This window comes from Streptomyces sp. NPDC003027 (assembly GCF_053591435.1).
Window position 1 is genome coordinate 166,559 of record NZ_JBSFTU010000002.1, and the last position, 14,780, is coordinate 181,338.

Sequence of the window (14,780 nt, forward strand, 5' to 3'; positions counted from 1 at the left end):
GGACGTCACTTGGCGTCGGTGTTCGCGTTCTCCGACAGGACGTCGATGAGGTCCGACAGCGGGTTGTTGTTCTGCTGCTGCACGGAGTTCTGAACGCACGTCATGTTCTGCTTCGGGCTCAGGATGTCGTCCACATTGACGGCAACGATGTTGACGATCGGCACCTGAGCGGTGATGTCCTGGACGTCGAAGCAGTGCAGGACGCCGCCGTTGACGAGACCGAAGTTCGGGCTCATGTAACCACCGGTGTGGGTGCTGCCGATCGACTGCTTCGACTGGTTGCCGATGATGTTGGCGCTGTTCGAACCGTCGTCACCCGCCGCGGACGCCGTGGCAGCAGACATACCGACGACGGAGGCCGCAACTGCCGCCGTAGCGAGAACCTTCTTGATCACGAGATTTCCTTCTTGAGCTGGAGGGCCCTGGAATGCTCCGTTACCGAAGCGCCCTGATCAACTGCCGGGATGGGGATTGGTTCCGGCGGCTCACTCGGACGCGCTATTCGGCAGATGAACGCCACCGGACGTGAGGTCGACGGTCAGCCGTTCGATCCGGGCCGTTCCCGTGGGCGGTCCTGGTCGGGGCTCCGGTCCTCGGCCCCGCTCCCTCGCGCCGACGCGCGTCGCGCAGGACACTTGTTCCCGGAAGCGGAAGCTTGCGGAGGGGGACGCACATGCGGGACAGCCACCGGGCCGAAGCCGAGGGGTTGCTGGCACGCCTCGTGGAGGAGGAGGTGCGGCGCTCCGGGGGCCGCTCCGACTCCACCGCGCTGATGACGCGCGGCCGGGCCGCACTGGACACCATGGCGGCGGCCGCCGCCGACGAGTACGCGGCTTATCTGCGGGCCGTGGAGGGGGCGGAGGCCGGCCGGCGGTCACTGTCCGAAGCGTTCAGCGGGCCGGCGGTGGGCACCCCGGCGCTGGTCACCGCCGTGGCGGCGGCCGCCGCGATCGGCGCCGACCTGGTGCTGGGGACGGCGGCGGGGACGGCGCTGGGCGCCGGGGCGGTCGTGGCGGTGGCGGGTGCGGCGGCGACCGTCCTGAAGGTGACCGCCTCCCACTGGCCGGCCGCGCACCGCAGGGCCGGCGTGCTGAGCAGGCCGGGCGGGGCGGAGCAGTCGCGGCTGCGGTGGCTGTCGGCTCTGGAGGTACGGGGTGTGCGACCGTTCCTGGACCAGCAGCGGGTCCTGCTCGCGGGTGCGAAGGAGCCGCCGCGGAAGGTGGTGGCCCCGTTACGGGGCGTGGACCGCAGCGCGGCGGCCCGGCGCCGTACCGTACTGGAGCAGTCCTTCGGTCATCTCCCCGATCCGGCCGGGCCGTTCGCGGGGCGGCGGGCCGAACTGGCGCGGATCACCCGGTGGGTGCAGGCCGGGCGGGCGTCGACGGCGACCCGGCCGACGGTCGTGGTGCTGCACGGCGAGCCCGGTGCCGGACGTACGACGCTCGCCGTACGGGCGGCGCATGCGCTGAAGGACCAGTTCCGCGGGGCGTGCGTAGTGGATCTGCGGGGTGGCGGGACGCGGGGCGAGAAGCCGCTGTCGACGCGGGAGGCGCTGCTGCACCTGCTGAACCGGCTGGGCGCGCCGCGCGAGCAGCTGCTGTTCCGGGAGCGGTCGTCGCCCGAGCAGCAGGTGCGCCGCCTGGCGGAGTTGTACCACCAGCATCTGACCGGGCTGCCGGTGACGGTGGTGCTCGACGACGCGGTGGACGCGGAGCAGGTGCGGACGCTGCTGCCGGAGCGCTCGGACAGTCTGGTCCTGGTCACCTGCCGGGAGCCGCTGGAGCTGGGGGCCGACGTGCCGGCGGCCGTGCACCAGCTGCCGGTGACCGCCCTGGACGCGGCGGGCGCGGAGGAGCTGCTGCGGGAGGCGGCGGAGGCGCCCGACCCGGGGCCGTACGACTCCGACGCCTTCGACCGGATCCGGGAGCTGTGCGGCGGGCTTCCGCTGGCGCTGCGGGTGGCGGGGTCGTTGCTCGGGGGCCGTTCGATGAGCGATCTCGCCGGTCTGCTGGCGGGGGCCGGGAGCTCCGATCCCCTCGAACGGGCCTTGTCCGTACGGTACTCCGCCGATCTCGACGAGGACGGGCGGCGGTTGCTGCGCCGGCTGTCGCTGGCCGGGCGGGCCTCCCTGGGGGCGGCGGCGGCCGCCGCGCTGCTCGGCGGGAGGGGGCAGGACGGGGCCCGGCTGCTGCGGGAGCTGTCGCGGGCCGGTCTCCTGGACCATGTGCGCGGGGGTCCCGCCACGGCGCAGGGCGGGGGCGGGGAGCGGTACCGGCTGCACGACTCGGTGCGCGGTTTCGCGGCCGTCCGGCTGGCCGAGGAGGAGGACGCGGCGGAGGTCGCGGCGGCGCAGGAGCGGCTGATCCGGAACTACGCGGAGCTGGCGGACGCGGTGATCCGGATGGTCGACGGGAAGATGTCGACACGCGTCAACCGCGCTGACCGGTTCGGCGGGCACGGCTTCGGTTCGCTGGACGCGGCCCTGCGCTGGCTGGACGAGGAGTCGAGCTTCATCACGGCGGCGCTGCGGCACGCCGAGGGCGTCGACCAGCAGGCCGTGTCGAATCTGCTCGGCGCGCTCTGCGACTACTGCCTGTTGCGCGGCGACCTGTACCGGCTCGGGGAGATCAACGAGCTGACCGACGCCGTCGGGCAGGGCCTGCTGTCCCGGTCCGTGCAGTGGCGGACCGGTATCGCGGCCCGGCAGCTCGGTGATCTCGACAAGGCGCGCACCACGCTGGCGTCGGTGGTCTCCCTCTATCAGGAGGCGCACCAGGACGCGGAGGCGGCGCTCGCGCTCTGCTCGCTCGGGATCACCCTGCATCACCAGGGCAATCTGACGGAGGCGTCGGCGAAGCTGCGCGAGGCGCTCGTGCTGCAGGAGCCGGAGTCGCTCGCCGCCGACCGCGGCTGGACGCTGCACGCCCTGGCGGCGGTGGAGCGGGACCGGGGCCGGCCGGCGGAGGCGCTGTCCCTGCTCGACCGTGCGCTCGCGCTGCACCGGGAGAACGAGTCGCTGCACGGCGAGGCGTGGGCGCATTTCCAGCTCGGCCAGGTCTGTCTGCGGATGGGCGACGCGCGGGGCGCGGAGACGGCGCTGCGGCAGGCTCTCGACCGGTACGGACGGACCCACGACGGGCGGGGGCAGGCGTGGGCGATGACCCAGCTGGCCCGTGCCCGGCTCGTCGAGGGGGACGCCCCCGCGGCGGTCGACGGGCTGCGCGAGGCGCTCTCGCGGCACCGGGAGCAGGAGGACGTCCGGGGTGAGGCGTGGACCCTGTACTACCTGGGGCACGCCCTGGAGGAGTCCGGCGATCTGGACCAGGCGGTGCGGGAGCTGGAGCGGGCGCGCACGATGTTCTCGCGGATGCGGGACGTGTACGGGCTGGCCTGCGCGCGGCACCACTCGGGGCGGGTGACCCGCGACCAGCGCGCGGCCCGGACCGGCAATCTGCGCAACTCCGGTTTCGCCCGGCAGCTGCTGGTCGACGCCCGGGCGGACTTCCACCGGATCGGGGTGGCTCACGGCGAGGCGTGGACCTGCCTGGAGCTGGCGATCGTCGACGCGGGGAACAACCGGGCCGCGCAGGCGCTGGAGCTGTGCGAGGAGGCGGCCCGGCTGTTCCTCTCGTACGACGACCGCCGGGGCGCGGACTGGGCGCGCTTCTTGCGCTGCACGCTGCTTCCGTACGCCTTCCCCGGCGGTGCGGAGGCCGGTGCGGCGGCGGCGCGTGAGGAGCTGGCCCGGCTGGTCGAGGACCGGCACGCGACCCGCGACGGCAAGCTGGAGGACTGCGCGGAGGCCTACGGCCTGGTCCTGGAGCGGGGTGTCCGGTCCGCGGCGGGCTGGCAGGCCTGGGGCCTGGGCATGGTGCCGAACCGGCACGCCCGGGAGGTGATGGGGGTGCCGGTGCCGGCGAGGGGACAGGGGCGCCCCTGAGCGGGCCCCGGGCGGTCCCGGGGCCTCGCGTCAGGGGTGCGAGGGCCCTGCTACTCCCGCGTGGCCGCCTTCGCCGCCTTCGGTGCGGCGGCGGCCGGGTCCGGGGCCTCCTCGAAGGTGACCTTGCCCATGTGGCGGTTCATCGACTTCATCAGCATCCAGACGGCGGCGGCCATCACGGCGAAGACGACGAAGCCGAGGACGCCGGGGGTCACCTTGTTCTTGTCCAGCTCCTGGGCGGCCAGGGGGACAAGGTGGGTCAGTGCCAGGTGTGCGCTCATGTCAGGCATTGTCGCGGATGCCCGCGAAGAGGTCGCTCTCGGGGAGGGAGGTATCGACCAGCGACTTGCTGAGTTCGTACTCCTCCGTCGGCCAGACCTCCTTCTGGATCTCCATGGGCACGCGGAACCAGCCGCCGTCCGGGTCGATCTGCGTACGGTGGGCGACCAGGGCCTTGTCGCGGGTCTCGAAGAAGTCCGCGCACGGCACGGACGTGGTCAGCGTGCGCTCGGCGGGCTGGAACTCCTTCCAGCGCTCCAGCCACTCGCCGTACGGGGACTCCAGGCCCCGGTCGAGCAGCGCCTGGTGCAGGGCGAGCGTGCGGGGGCGGTTGAAGCCCTGGTTGTAGTAGAGCTTCTGCGGCTGGAAGGCCGGGCCGAACTCCGCCTCCGGGTACTTCTCGGTGTCCGCGGCGGCGTCGAAGGCGACCATCGTGATCTTGTGGGTCATGATGTGGTCGGGGTGGGGGTATCCGCCGTTCTCGTCGTAGGTCGTGATGACCTGCGGACGGAAGGAACGGATCTTGCGGACCAGCTCGCCGGCCGCCGTGTCGACGTCCTGCAGGGCGAAGCAGCCCTCGGGCAGCGGGGGCAGCGGGTCGCCCTCCGGCAGGCCGGAGTCGACGAAGCCCAGCCACTCCTGCTTCACGCCGAGGATCGCGCGGGCCTCGTCCATCTCCTTGCGGCGCACCTCGTGGATGTTCGCCTCGATGTAGGCGTCGCCCTGGAGCTTGGGATTGAGGATGGAGCCGCGCTCGCCGCCCGTGCACGTGACCACAAGGACGTCCACCCCCTCGGACACATACTTGGCCATCGTCGCCGCGCCCTTGCTCGACTCGTCGTCGGGGTGGGCGTGAACGGCCATCAGTCGCAGCTGCTCAGTCAAGACTCGGTCCTCGGTGATTCGTCGCGGAGGGAGGTCTCTATAGTGACGGAACCGGGGGGCGGAAAATTCCGGGTGCCCCGGCGTCGAGAGGAAAGACCATGAGCGCGGTGCGAGAGCAGCTGCCCGAGGGGCGCTACGGCCGCTCCGCGGACGAGCGCGCCGACCGGACGCTGAAGGTCGCCGGCGCTGTTCTGGGTGTGCTCTTCCTCGGCCTGATGGGCTGGTTCGGCTGGTACTACGTCGCCGACAACAAGATCAGCGCCGAGATGATCAAGTTCGACATCGTCAGCGACAGCGAGGTCCAGGTGCATCTGGAGGTCCGCAAGGACACCGGCGCCAAGGGCGTCTGCACGCTGCGTTCGCGCGCCGAGGACGGGGCGGAGGTCGGCCGCAAGGACGTCCGCGTCGAGGAGGCGGGCGACCGGATCGACCGCGTGTGGACGATCCGTACCACCGCGCGTGCGACCAGCGCCGAGCTCGTCGGGTGTAGCGCCCGGTAGCAGCGGGTAGGGACCCCTCGGCGAGGCGGACCGTGTCCACCCGCTGACCTGGGGCGACGGCATCCTGATGGTTGAGGTCCTCCCCCTTTCCGCCACTAATTGTTAGGCTCGTGGTTTCGCCCACTCAGGAGGGAAATCCTTCCGGGTAGGGCGATGCTTTGTATTCCCGGTACCTACGAGGAGCACCTGTGACCCAGACCAGCGACAACGTCACCTGGCTCACCCAGGAGGCGTACAACCAGCTCAAGGCCGAGCTGGAGTACCTGTCTGGTCCCGCGCGAACCGAGATCGCCGCCAAGATCGCCGCGGCGCGCGAGGAAGGCGACCTGCGCGAGAACGGCGGGTACCACGCGGCCAAGGAGGAGCAGGGCAAGCAGGAGCTCCGGGTGCGCCAGCTCACCCAGCTCCTGGAACACGCCAAGGTGGGCGAGGCCCAGGCCGACGAGGGTGTCGTCGCGCCCGGCATGGTCGTCACGATCGCGTTCGACGGTGACGAGGACGACACGATGACCTTCCTGCTCGCCTCCCGCGAGTACGCGAGCAGTGACATCGAGACCTACTCGCCGCAGTCGCCGCTCGGCGTGGGCGTCAACGGCAAGAAGGCCGGCGAGGACGCCGAGTACGAGCTGCCGAACGGCAAGAAGGCCACGGTGAAGATCCTGAGCGCCAAGCCGTACACCGGCTGACGCCTGCTCCTTCGAAGCGGAGGGCCGGACCCCACGGGGTCCGGCCCTCCGCTCTTCGGCGTCCTGGTGGTCTCGGGCTGTCCGCCCTGATTCACGCGGTCGCCGAGCGGTACTTCCGTACGGCCAGGGTGCGGAACACCAGGATGATCAGGACCGACCAGATGATCGAGGCCCACACCGGGTGCTGCATCGGCCAGGCGTCCGGCGCGCGGTAGCCCGGTGGGAGGTTGCCGAAGAGTTCGCGGGCCGCCTGGACCGTGGCGCTGAACGGGTTCCACTCCGCGATGTGCCGCAGGAAGGCCGGCATGTTGTTCGACGGCACGAAGGCGTTGGAGATGAACGTCAGCGGGAAGAGCCAGATCAGGCCGCCGGAGGTGGCCGCCTCCGGGGTCCGTACCGAGAGGCCGATCAGGGCGCCGATCCACGAGAAGGCGTAGCCGAGGAGGAGCAGGAGGGCGAAGCCTCCCAGGACCTTGCCCAGGTTCTCGTGCGTGCGCCAGCCCACCAGGAGTGCGACGACGGCGAGGACCACGATGGTGAGGGCGGTCTGCACCAGGTCGGCGAGGGTGCGGCCGGTCAGGACCGCGCCGCGCGCCATCGGCAGGGAGCGGAAGCGGTCGATGAGGCCCTTGTGCATGTCGTCGGCGATGCCCGCGCCCGCGCCGGCCGTGGCGAAGGTGACCGTCTGGGCGAAGATGCCCGCCATCAGGAACTCGCGGTAGGCGGCGGGCGAGGTGCTGCCGCCGACGGTGATCGAGCCGCCGAAGACGTAGCTGAACAGCACCACGAACATGATCGGCTGGATCAGCCCGAAGATGATCATCTCGGGGATCCGGGTCATCCGGATCAGGTTGCGTTGCGCGACGACCAGGGAGTCGCTGATCGACTGGGCCACTCCCCCGCGCGGCCTGGGGCCCTTGAGCCGCGGGGTCTCCGTCACTGCGGTCACTTGGCCGCCTCCTTCCGGCTCTTCGAGCGGCCCTTGGCGTCCTGCGGCGCCTCGCCGTTCTCCTCGTCCGCCAGTTCGGCGGCGTGGCCGGTCAGCGAGATGAAGACGTCGTCGAGGGTGGGCCGCCGCAGTCCGATGTCGTCTATCTCGACGCCCCGGGTGTCGAGATCGCGGATGACCTCGGCGAGCAGCTTGGCGCCGCCGGTGACGGGGACGGTCAGTTTGCGGGTGTGTTCCTCGACCGCGACCTCGCCGTGGCCGATGCCGGCCAGGCCGTAGCGGGCGAGCACGTCGCGGGCCGGGCCGATCATCTCGCGCTCGTGGACGACGACCTCGACCCGCTCGCCGCCCGTCTGGGCCTTGAGCTGGTCCGAGGTGCCGCGCGCGATGACCTTGCCGTGGTCGACGACGCAGATGTCGTGGGCGAGGTGGTCGGCCTCCTCCAGATACTGGGTCGTCAGGAGCAGGGTCGTACCGCCCGCGACCAGCTCCTGGATGACCTCCCACAGCGCCTGCCGGTTGCGGGGGTCGAGGCCGGTGGTCGGCTCGTCCATGAACATCACCGGCGGTGAGACGACGAGCGCGGCGGCGAGGTCGAGGCGGCGGCGCATGCCGCCGGAGTAGGTCTTGGCGGGGCGGTCGGCCGCGTCGGCGAGGTTGAAGCGCTCCAGGAGTTCGCCCGCCCGGGCCTTCGCCCGCTTGGCGTTCATCTGATAGAGCCGGCCGACCATCTGGAGGTTCTCACGTCCCGTCAGATACTCGTCGACGGCGGCGAACTGTCCGGAGAGGCCTATCGAGCGGCGCACTTCGTTGGGGTGCTTGAGGACGTCGATTCCGGCGACGACCGCCTTTCCGCTGTCCGGCTGGAGCAGTGTCGTCAGGACGCGGACGGTGGTCGTCTTCCCCGCGCCGTTCGGGCCGAGCAGACCCAGGACCGTGCCCTCGGGTACGTCGAGGTCCACTCCGTCCAGAGCTCGTACGTCGCCGAAGGTCTTCACCAGACCCTCGGCGTAGATCGCGCCTGGCATGTGGTTTCTCCCAGGGATGTGGGCGTTTCACGCGAGTTTAGGTTTGAAGGGCGGGCGTCGCCCACCGAATTTGTGATCCCACCACACGGTAACGCGATACATCGCGATACACAACCCCGCTCGTACGCGCATACGAGAACGGCGCGGGTGACCTCTCCGGTCTCCCGCGCCGTGCCGTTCCCGCTTCGGCTTCCGCTTCCGGCCGCCGCCGCTAGCCGATCACCGTGTACCCCGCCTCCCGCAGCGCCGTCGCGACCTCCTCGCAGTGCTCCGGGCCCTTCGTCTCCAGGTGCAGCTCGACCTCCGCCTCCGTGAGCCCCAGACGCGGATCGGTCCGCACATGGCTCACGTCCAGGACGTTGGCGTCGACCACCGTCAGCACGGCGAGCAGCGTCGCCAGCGCCCCCGGCCGGTCCGTGACCCGCAGCCGCAGGCTCAGATAGCGGCCGCCCGCCGCCATGCCGTGCCGCAGGACCCGCTGCATCAGGAGCGGATCCACGTTCCCGCCGGACAGCACGGCCACCACCGGCCCCTGGAACGCCTTCGGGTCGCTCAGCAGCGCCGCCACCGGGCTCGCGCCCGCCGGTTCGACCACCAGCTTCGCCCGCTCCAGGCAGAGCAGCAGCGCCGTGGAGAGCGCGTCCTCCGAGACCGTGCGGATCTCGTCGACGTACTCCTGGACGATCGCGAACGGCACGTCGCCGGGCCGCCCCACCTTGATCCCGTCCGCCATCGTCACCGGCGCGTCGATCGCGACCGGGTGCCCCGCGGCCAGCGAGGGCGGGTAGGCGGCCGCGCCCTCCGCCTGGACGCCGATGACCTTCACATCGGGGCGCACCGACTTCACCGCGAGCCCGACGCCGGCCACCAGGCCGCCACCGCCGACGCCGACCAGGATCGTGCGGACCTCCGGGCACTGCTCCAGGATCTCCAGGCCGACGGTGCCCTGCCCGGCGATGATGTCCGGGTGGTCGAAGGGGTGGATGAAGACCGCGCCGGTCTCCGCCGCGTACTGTTCCGCCGCCGCCAGCGTCTCGTCGACGACATGGCCGTGCAGCCGCACGTCGGCGCCGTACTCCCGGGTCGCGGCGACCTTCGGCAGCGGGGCCCCGACCGGCATGAAGACCGTCGCGTGGACGCCGAGGAGGGCGGAGGCGAGCGCGACCCCCTGCGCGTGGTTGCCCGCCGAGGCGGCGACCACCCCGGCCGCCCGCTGCTCGGGGCGCAGCCCCGAGATCCGCACGTACGCCCCGCGCAGCTTGAACGAACCCGTCCGTTGCAGGTTCTCGCACTTAAGGTGCACCGGCGCCCCCACCAGCGAGGACAGATAGCGGCTGCCCTCCATCGCCGTCACCCTGGCCACACCGGAGAGCATCTTCTGCGCCCCGCGCACATCGTCGAGGATCAGGGGATGCAAGGGGCGAGGCGTACGGAAGCTCATGACAGCAAGTCTCGCAGCTCACGGGCCCCATGGCCGCCCGGGGAGCGGGGCCGCATCGGGTTTGCGCAGCGCCGGTACGGACTCACGCCGCTCCGCGTACTCTGTCCCCCACCAACCGACCACCGCACGAGAGAGCCCCCACAGCCATGCCCACATCTCAGGACATGACGACTGAGCTCGACCCCGGTCTCCTCGATGCCCTCCAGCACCAGGTGGCCGTCTTCGCCCGCCGGGCCGAACAGACCCGCCTCGGCGGCACCGGCCAGCTCCGCAACTCCATGGACCGCGCCGCGTACCTGCTCCTCAACCGGCTGGACCAGGAGGGCCCGATGGGCGTCAAGGCGCTCGCGGCGGGCATGGGCATCGACTCGTCCACCGTCACCCGCCAGGTCGCCCCGCTCGTCGACACCGGCCTGGTCAAACGCACCTCGCACCCGGAGGACGGGCGGGCGGTCGTGCTCCAGCTCTCCCCGCGCGGGCTGGCCCGCCTGGAGGAGGTCCGTTCCTCGCGCCGGCAGCTGATGGCCGAGGTGACGGAAGGCTGGACCCCGGCCGAGCGCGAGTCGTTCTGCACCCTGCTCACCCGTTTCAACTCGGCCCTGTCCGCACGGCAGACGGGCCTTCCCGCGCACCCGGAAGCGGAGTCCTCCCCGACCTCTTGACCCGGGGCCCGGCCTGACCTCATATGAGGACGTGCGAGATCGGCGGGACGGTCCGGGCGGTGAAGGGCGCCGCCGCACCCGGCAGTTCGAGGGATTCGTGGCGGGCGCGGCGGGGCGGCTGCTGCATGCGGCGACCCTGCTCACCGCCGAGACCCGGGCCCGCAACCCGCGCGCCCAGGCGCTGTTGACCGCCTCCCTCGCCCACACCTACGCCCACTGGGACCGGCTGCGCGGGGAGGATCCGTACGACGTCACCCGTGCCGACCTCGCCGCCCGCTTCGCGCGCGCCGCCTGGCGCCACCATCGCGCCCGGGGCGGTGGCATCCTCGCCGCGCTCACTCCGCAGGAACGTCTCGTCGTGGTGCTGCGGCTGTACGAGGGGGTGGCCGAGGAACAGGCGGCGGCGCTCCTCGGACTGCCCGAGGAGCGGGTCCGGGCGATCTGCGCCCGCGCCGTCTCCGCCCTGAGCGACCGGCGGGCCGGCGCTCCGTCGAGGAGGGCGGCCTCATGATCCGGCCCGAGCGGCCGGAGGACCAGGTCCGGCGCATGCTCGAATCCCCGCACCCGCAGGTCCCCGGCGACCTGGCGGCGCGGGCGGTGGAGCGCGGCACCCGTCTGCTGCACCGGGGCCGGATGGTGCGCCGGGTCCTGTGGACGCTCCTGGCGGCGGCCGTGATCGCGTTCGCGGTGTGGGCGTCGGTGGCGGAGCCGTGGGCGGTCCCGCCGGCCGGGACCACGCCGCCTCTCGAAGGCTGGTGACAGGGGGGCTAGCGTGGAAGGTGCAGCAAGCGGTCCGACACCGAGGAGACCGTCATGACCAGGAAAGTCGCCGACTGCCGCAAGACGCCCAGCGTCATGAACTGCACGCTCACCATCATCGGCGAGGAAGAGGAAGTCGTACGGGCCGCGGCCGAGCACGCCGTCTCCGTGCACGGTCACGCCGACAGCCCCGAGCTGCGCGCGATGGTCCGCGAATCTCTGGAGGACGAGAAGGTCGACGCCTGAGCCGTAGCCGGGCGCCCCGACGGGAGCGCCCGGCCGACGACGTACCGACGGACCGGACGTAGGGACCGGGCGTACGGACCGGCGTACCGACTAGCCGAGCGCCTGGCGCAGGTCCGCGAGCAGGTCGTCGGCGTTCTCGATGCCCACGGAGAGGCGCACCAGGTCCGCCGGGACCTCCAGGGCCGATCCGGCGACGCTGGCGTGCGTCATCCGGCCCGGGTGCTCGATCAGCGACTCGACGCCGCCGAGGGACTCCCCGAGCGTGAACAGCCGCGCCCGGTTGCAGACCTCGACGGCCGCCTCCTCGCCGCCCGCCACCTGGAACGAGATCATTCCGCCGAACGCCCGCATCTGCTTGGCGGCGATCTCGTGGCCCGGGTGCTCCGCCAGACCCGGGTAGAGCACCTTGGTGACCTTCGGGTGCTGGGTGAGCATCTCGGCGATCTTGCCGGCGTTCTCGCTGTGCCGGTCCATCCGGACGGCGAGCGTCTTGATGCCGCGCAGCACGATCCACGAGTCGAACGGACCGGCGATCGCGCCCATCGCGTTCTGGTGGTACGCCAGCTCCTCGCCGAGCGCCTCGTCGGCCGTCACCAGCGCACCGCCGACGACGTCCGAGTGGCCGCCCATGTACTTGGTGAGCGAGTGCACCACGACGTCCGCGCCGAGGGCCAGCGGCTGCTGCAGATACGGGGAGGCGAAGGTGTTGTCGACGACCAGCTTCGCGCCGGCCGTGCGGGCCAGGTCCGCGACCGCCGCGATGTCGGTGATGCCGAGCAGCGGGTTCGACGGGGTCTCGACCCAGATCACCTTCGTACGGTCGTTGATCGCGCCTCGCACCGATGCCAGGTCGGAGCTGTCGGCGACCGAGAAGTCGACGCCCCAGCGCTGGACGACCTTGGCGAAGAGCCGGAAGGTGCCGCCGTAGGCGTCGTTCGGGACGACCACGTGGTCGCCGGGGGCCAGCAGCGTGCGCAGCAGGCAGTCCTCGGCGGCGAGCCCGGAGGCGAAGGCGAGGCCGCGGCGGCCGCCCTCCAGCGCCGCCAGGTTCTCCTCGAGGGCGGTACGGGTGGGGTTGGCGCTGCGGCTGTACTCGTAACCGCCGCGGAGCCCGCCCACACCGTCCTGCTTGTAGGTGGACACCTGGTAGATGGGCGGGACGACCGCGCCGGTCAGCGGGTCGGCGGTGTTGCCCGCGTGGATCGCGCGGGTCTCGAAGCTCTGGTGTGAGTGCTGGTCGCTCATGAGGCAGGAGCGTAGTCCGGACGACGGTCCCCCGCCGCCCACCGTCTCAGCCGGTGTCTCACGGGCGTACGGGAGAATGGGCGCATGGAGATTCTCTGGTTCCTGCTCGCGATGGGCCTGCTGTTCGCGGTCGTCGCTCCGTACGTCCGCCGCCGTCGGGGCGGTGGCGGCATCCAGCAGGTGGCGCCCGGCTCGCCCGACGCCGCCGACCCGGAGGCGTACGGCTTCCTGCGCCAGGAGGAGCAGGACGTACGGATGCCGGGGCCCGACCGGGATCTGATCGACGTCCTCGACGTGGTGCAGGCGACCCAGGACTGGCGGGCGGCCTCGCAGCTGCTCGCCGGCACCGACAAGGAGAGCGAGGTCCGCTGGCAGCGCGTCCAGGCGTTCGCGGGCGCGGCCTCCCTGGAGCTGCGGCAGCGGCCGGGGGCCGGCGGGGCGTGGCTGCGCGCCTGGCGCTCGGACTCGCCCAAGGACGCGGGCGGCGCGGCGGTGCACGCGGAGTTCCTGGTGCAGCAGGCGTGGCGGTCCTCCGCGGCCGGCACGGACGACTTCCGGATCATCCTCGAAGAGGCCCGAAAGGTGAGCGAGGAGGCGGCGCTGCTGGCTCCGGGCGACCCCGTTCCGTACATCACGCAGCTCGCGGTCGCGCGTGGACTCGGATACAGCCACGAGGAGTTCGACCAGGTCTGGGCGAAGATCATCGACCGGGCGCCGCAGCACATGGGCGCGCATCTGGCGGCCCTGCACTACTGGTGCGAGAAGTGGCACGGCTCGCGCGAGGACGCCGACCGCTTCGCGACGGCTGCCGCCGCCCGCGCCCCGCGGGGCTCGCTGCTCGCCGCCCTGCCGCTGTTCGCGGTGTACGAGCATCTGCCCGAGGTGGCGCTGGTGCGGGACTTCTACGGCTCCGCCGTGGTGAGCAGGGCGATGGAGGGCGCGCTGTACGCGGTCCACTCGGCCCGCCCCGACGACCCGATGCTCGCCCACGTCCGCCACCTCCTCGTCTTCTTCCTGGTCCGCGCGGAACGCTGGTCCGAGGCGATGCACCAGCTGGTGCACGTGGACGGCCATGTCGGCGCCCTGCCGTGGACGATGAACGGCGACCCGGCGGCGGAGTACACCGTCTACCGCAACCTGGCGGTGGCGGGCTACGAGGCGAACGGCGGCAGCCCGGCGACGCTGCCGCGGTAGGGGGTGCCGCTCCCGTTGCCCCGGCGGGGGCCCGGGGAATCCCTCCCGGGCGCCGGGTGTTGTGGGTAACGCCCACCGTCGAGGAGATGCCGCATGTTCCTGTCACGCACCCCCGTCCTCCCCACCCCCGAGCAGGCGCTCAAGGGGCGCCCGGAGCCCGAGTTCGCCGTGCCGGAGCGCCACACGGTCCTCGGCAACCCGCTGCTCGGGCCGTACCCCGAGGGTCTTGAGATCGCGGACTTCGGGCTCGGCTGCTTCTGGGGTGCCGAGCGCAAGTTCTGGCAGACCGAGGGCGTCTGGACGACCCTCGTCGGCTACCAGGGCGGTCTGACCCCGAACCCGGTCTACGAAGAGGTCTGCTCGGGCCTCACCGGCCACACCGAGGCCGTGCGGGTCGTCTTCGACCCGCGGACCGTCTCGTACGAGCGACTGCTCAAGCTCTTCTGGGAGTCCCACGACCCGACCCAGGGCTTCCGCCAGGGCAACGACGTCGGCACCCAGTACCGCTCGGCGATCTACACCCACTCCCCCGCCCAGGCCGAGGCGGCCGAGTCCTCCCGCGCCGCGTACCAGAAGGTCCTGACCGGCTCCGGCCACGGCACCATCACCACCGAGATCCTCCCCGCCGAAGGCCGCGCCTTCTACCCGGCGGAGGGGTACCACCAGCAGTACCTGGACAAGAACCCGGCCGGCTACTGCGGCATCGGCGGTACGGGCGTCTCGTGCCCGATCGGCGTGGCGAAGGCCGAGTAGCACCCGCCCGCCCCAGCGGCGTGATCCCGGCCCCGGTGACGTTCCCGGGGCCGGGCCCGTCCGCCCGCGCGCGAGTCGGTGGACGATATTCACCGCGTCGTCGGCGGGCCGCCCGTCTACACTCGAGCGCATGGGTACGTACTACTTCTTTCTCTGATTCCGGCCGTGGACACGGCTCGACCCGCTGATCGCGTCACAGGGCGCGACGGTGGC

General features: G+C 71.9%; 16 protein-coding genes. 9 read left to right on the top strand and 7 right to left on the bottom strand.

Going from position 1 to position 14,780, the window contains the following annotated elements; all coding sequences use genetic code 11:
• Positions 1-5 precede the first annotated feature (5 nt).
• Positions 6-395 carry a rodlin gene (locus ACWDX6_RS02515; protein WP_451483100.1) on the bottom strand — a complete coding sequence of 130 codons (390 nt, stop codon included), beginning with the start codon at positions 393-395 and terminating at the stop codon, positions 6-8.
• A 278-nt stretch (positions 396-673) separates the two neighbouring features.
• Between ACWDX6_RS02515 and ACWDX6_RS02520 the strand changes: the two genes are divergently transcribed.
• A complete protein-coding gene (locus ACWDX6_RS02520; protein ID WP_451483101.1) occupies positions 674-3,940 on the top strand; it encodes a tetratricopeptide repeat protein in 3,267 nt (1,088 codons plus the stop codon).
• Positions 3,941-3,990: 50 nt separating this feature from the next.
• Here the strand turns inward: ACWDX6_RS02520 and ACWDX6_RS02525 are convergent, their stop codons facing one another.
• Both ACWDX6_RS02525 and mca read right to left on the bottom strand, forming a co-directional pair.
• Positions 3,991-4,230 carry a hypothetical protein gene (locus ACWDX6_RS02525; protein WP_451483102.1) on the bottom strand — a complete coding sequence of 80 codons (240 nt, stop codon included), beginning with the start codon at positions 4,228-4,230 and terminating at the stop codon, positions 3,991-3,993.
• Entirely contained in the window at positions 4,223-5,104 is an 882-nt protein-coding gene (gene mca / locus ACWDX6_RS02530; protein ID WP_451483103.1) for a mycothiol conjugate amidase Mca, read from the bottom strand. The genes ACWDX6_RS02525 and mca overlap by 8 nt, the downstream gene beginning before the upstream one ends.
• 98 nt (positions 5,105-5,202) lie before the next feature.
• On the opposite strand from mca, the gene ACWDX6_RS02535 reads away from it, so the two are divergent.
• Entirely contained in the window at positions 5,203-5,604 is a 402-nt protein-coding gene (locus tag ACWDX6_RS02535; protein WP_451483104.1) for a DUF4307 domain-containing protein, read from the top strand.
• A gap of 188 nt (positions 5,605-5,792) precedes the next feature.
• The gene (greA, locus tag ACWDX6_RS02540) at positions 5,793-6,290 is read left to right on the top strand and encodes a transcription elongation factor GreA (RefSeq protein WP_403288124.1); all 498 of its coding nucleotides are present in this window, start codon (positions 5,793-5,795) and stop codon (positions 6,288-6,290) included.
• Positions 6,291-6,381: 91 nt separating this feature from the next.
• Here greA and ACWDX6_RS02545 read toward each other — a convergent pair whose 3' ends face one another.
• The 3 genes from ACWDX6_RS02545 to ilvA all read right to left on the bottom strand — a co-directional run bounded on the left by ACWDX6_RS02545 (position 6,382) and on the right by ilvA (position 9,708).
• On the bottom strand, positions 6,382-7,239 hold the full coding sequence (locus ACWDX6_RS02545; protein ID WP_451483105.1) for an ABC transporter permease: 858 nt from the start codon (positions 7,237-7,239) through the stop codon (positions 6,382-6,384).
• Positions 7,236-8,267, bottom strand: a complete 1,032-nt coding sequence (locus ACWDX6_RS02550) for an ATP-binding cassette domain-containing protein (RefSeq protein WP_451483106.1) — start codon at positions 8,265-8,267, stop codon at positions 7,236-7,238. Before ACWDX6_RS02550 ends, ACWDX6_RS02545 begins: the two co-directional genes overlap by 4 nt.
• 211 nt (positions 8,268-8,478) lie before the next feature.
• The gene (gene ilvA / locus ACWDX6_RS02555) at positions 8,479-9,708 is read right to left on the bottom strand and encodes a threonine ammonia-lyase (RefSeq protein WP_451483107.1); all 1,230 of its coding nucleotides are present in this window, start codon (positions 9,706-9,708) and stop codon (positions 8,479-8,481) included.
• Between the two features lie 146 nt (positions 9,709-9,854).
• Between ilvA and ACWDX6_RS02560 the strand changes: the two genes are divergently transcribed.
• Genes ACWDX6_RS02560 through ACWDX6_RS02575 form a run of 4 tightly spaced genes read left to right on the top strand, consistent with a single transcriptional unit; the run spans position 9,855 to position 11,375 of the window.
• On the top strand, positions 9,855-10,370 hold the full coding sequence (locus ACWDX6_RS02560; RefSeq protein ID WP_403288119.1) for a MarR family winged helix-turn-helix transcriptional regulator: 516 nt from the start codon (positions 9,855-9,857) through the stop codon (positions 10,368-10,370).
• 31 nt (positions 10,371-10,401) lie between these two features.
• Positions 10,402-10,881, top strand: a complete 480-nt coding sequence (locus ACWDX6_RS02565) for a sigma factor-like helix-turn-helix DNA-binding protein (RefSeq protein WP_451483108.1) — start codon at positions 10,402-10,404, stop codon at positions 10,879-10,881.
• Positions 10,878-11,129: a hypothetical protein gene (locus ACWDX6_RS02570; protein WP_451483109.1), complete on the top strand. Its 252-nt coding sequence runs from the start codon at positions 10,878-10,880 to the stop codon at positions 11,127-11,129. Before ACWDX6_RS02565 ends, ACWDX6_RS02570 begins: the two co-directional genes overlap by 4 nt.
• Before the next feature lie 54 nt (positions 11,130-11,183).
• On the top strand, positions 11,184-11,375 hold the full coding sequence (locus ACWDX6_RS02575) for a DUF1059 domain-containing protein (protein ID WP_451483110.1): 192 nt from the start codon (positions 11,184-11,186) through the stop codon (positions 11,373-11,375).
• A 90-nt stretch (positions 11,376-11,465) separates the two neighbouring features.
• Here ACWDX6_RS02575 and ACWDX6_RS02580 read toward each other — a convergent pair whose 3' ends face one another.
• Positions 11,466-12,620, bottom strand: a complete 1,155-nt coding sequence (locus ACWDX6_RS02580) for a cystathionine gamma-synthase (protein WP_451483111.1) — start codon at positions 12,618-12,620, stop codon at positions 11,466-11,468.
• A gap of 84 nt (positions 12,621-12,704) precedes the next feature.
• Here ACWDX6_RS02580 and ACWDX6_RS02585 point away from each other — a divergent pair, with 84 nt between their 5' ends.
• A complete protein-coding gene (locus ACWDX6_RS02585; RefSeq protein ID WP_451483112.1) occupies positions 12,705-13,814 on the top strand; it encodes a hypothetical protein in 1,110 nt (369 codons plus the stop codon).
• A 93-nt stretch (positions 13,815-13,907) separates the two neighbouring features.
• Positions 13,908-14,567, top strand: a complete 660-nt coding sequence (gene msrA, locus ACWDX6_RS02590) for a peptide-methionine (S)-S-oxide reductase MsrA (RefSeq protein ID WP_451483113.1) — start codon at positions 13,908-13,910, stop codon at positions 14,565-14,567.
• Positions 14,568-14,780: the final 213 nt, after the last annotated feature.

What these genes read in the sequence shown, in the direction of transcription:
- ilvA (WP_451483107.1), bottom strand. Translation starts at nt 9,708, where the DNA reads ATGAGCTTCCGTACGCCTCGCCCCTTGCATCCCCTGATCCTCGACGAT.
- ACWDX6_RS02535 (WP_451483104.1), top strand. Translation starts at nt 5,203, where the DNA reads ATGAGCGCGGTGCGAGAGCAGCTGCCCGAGGGGCGCTACGGCCGCTCC.
- ACWDX6_RS02550 (WP_451483106.1), bottom strand. Translation starts at nt 8,267, where the DNA reads ATGCCAGGCGCGATCTACGCCGAGGGTCTGGTGAAGACCTTCGGCGAC.
- ACWDX6_RS02525 (WP_451483102.1), bottom strand. Translation starts at nt 4,230, where the DNA reads ATGCCTGACATGAGCGCACACCTGGCACTGACCCACCTTGTCCCCCTG.
- ACWDX6_RS02580 (WP_451483111.1), bottom strand. Translation starts at nt 12,620, where the DNA reads ATGAGCGACCAGCACTCACACCAGAGCTTCGAGACCCGCGCGATCCAC.
- msrA (WP_451483113.1), top strand. Translation starts at nt 13,908, where the DNA reads ATGTTCCTGTCACGCACCCCCGTCCTCCCCACCCCCGAGCAGGCGCTC.
- ACWDX6_RS02575 (WP_451483110.1), top strand. Translation starts at nt 11,184, where the DNA reads ATGACCAGGAAAGTCGCCGACTGCCGCAAGACGCCCAGCGTCATGAAC.
- ACWDX6_RS02560 (WP_403288119.1), top strand. Translation starts at nt 9,855, where the DNA reads ATGCCCACATCTCAGGACATGACGACTGAGCTCGACCCCGGTCTCCTC.
- ACWDX6_RS02585 (WP_451483112.1), top strand. Translation starts at nt 12,705, where the DNA reads ATGGAGATTCTCTGGTTCCTGCTCGCGATGGGCCTGCTGTTCGCGGTC.
- ACWDX6_RS02520 (WP_451483101.1), top strand. Translation starts at nt 674, where the DNA reads ATGCGGGACAGCCACCGGGCCGAAGCCGAGGGGTTGCTGGCACGCCTC.
- ACWDX6_RS02570 (WP_451483109.1), top strand. Translation starts at nt 10,878, where the DNA reads ATGATCCGGCCCGAGCGGCCGGAGGACCAGGTCCGGCGCATGCTCGAA.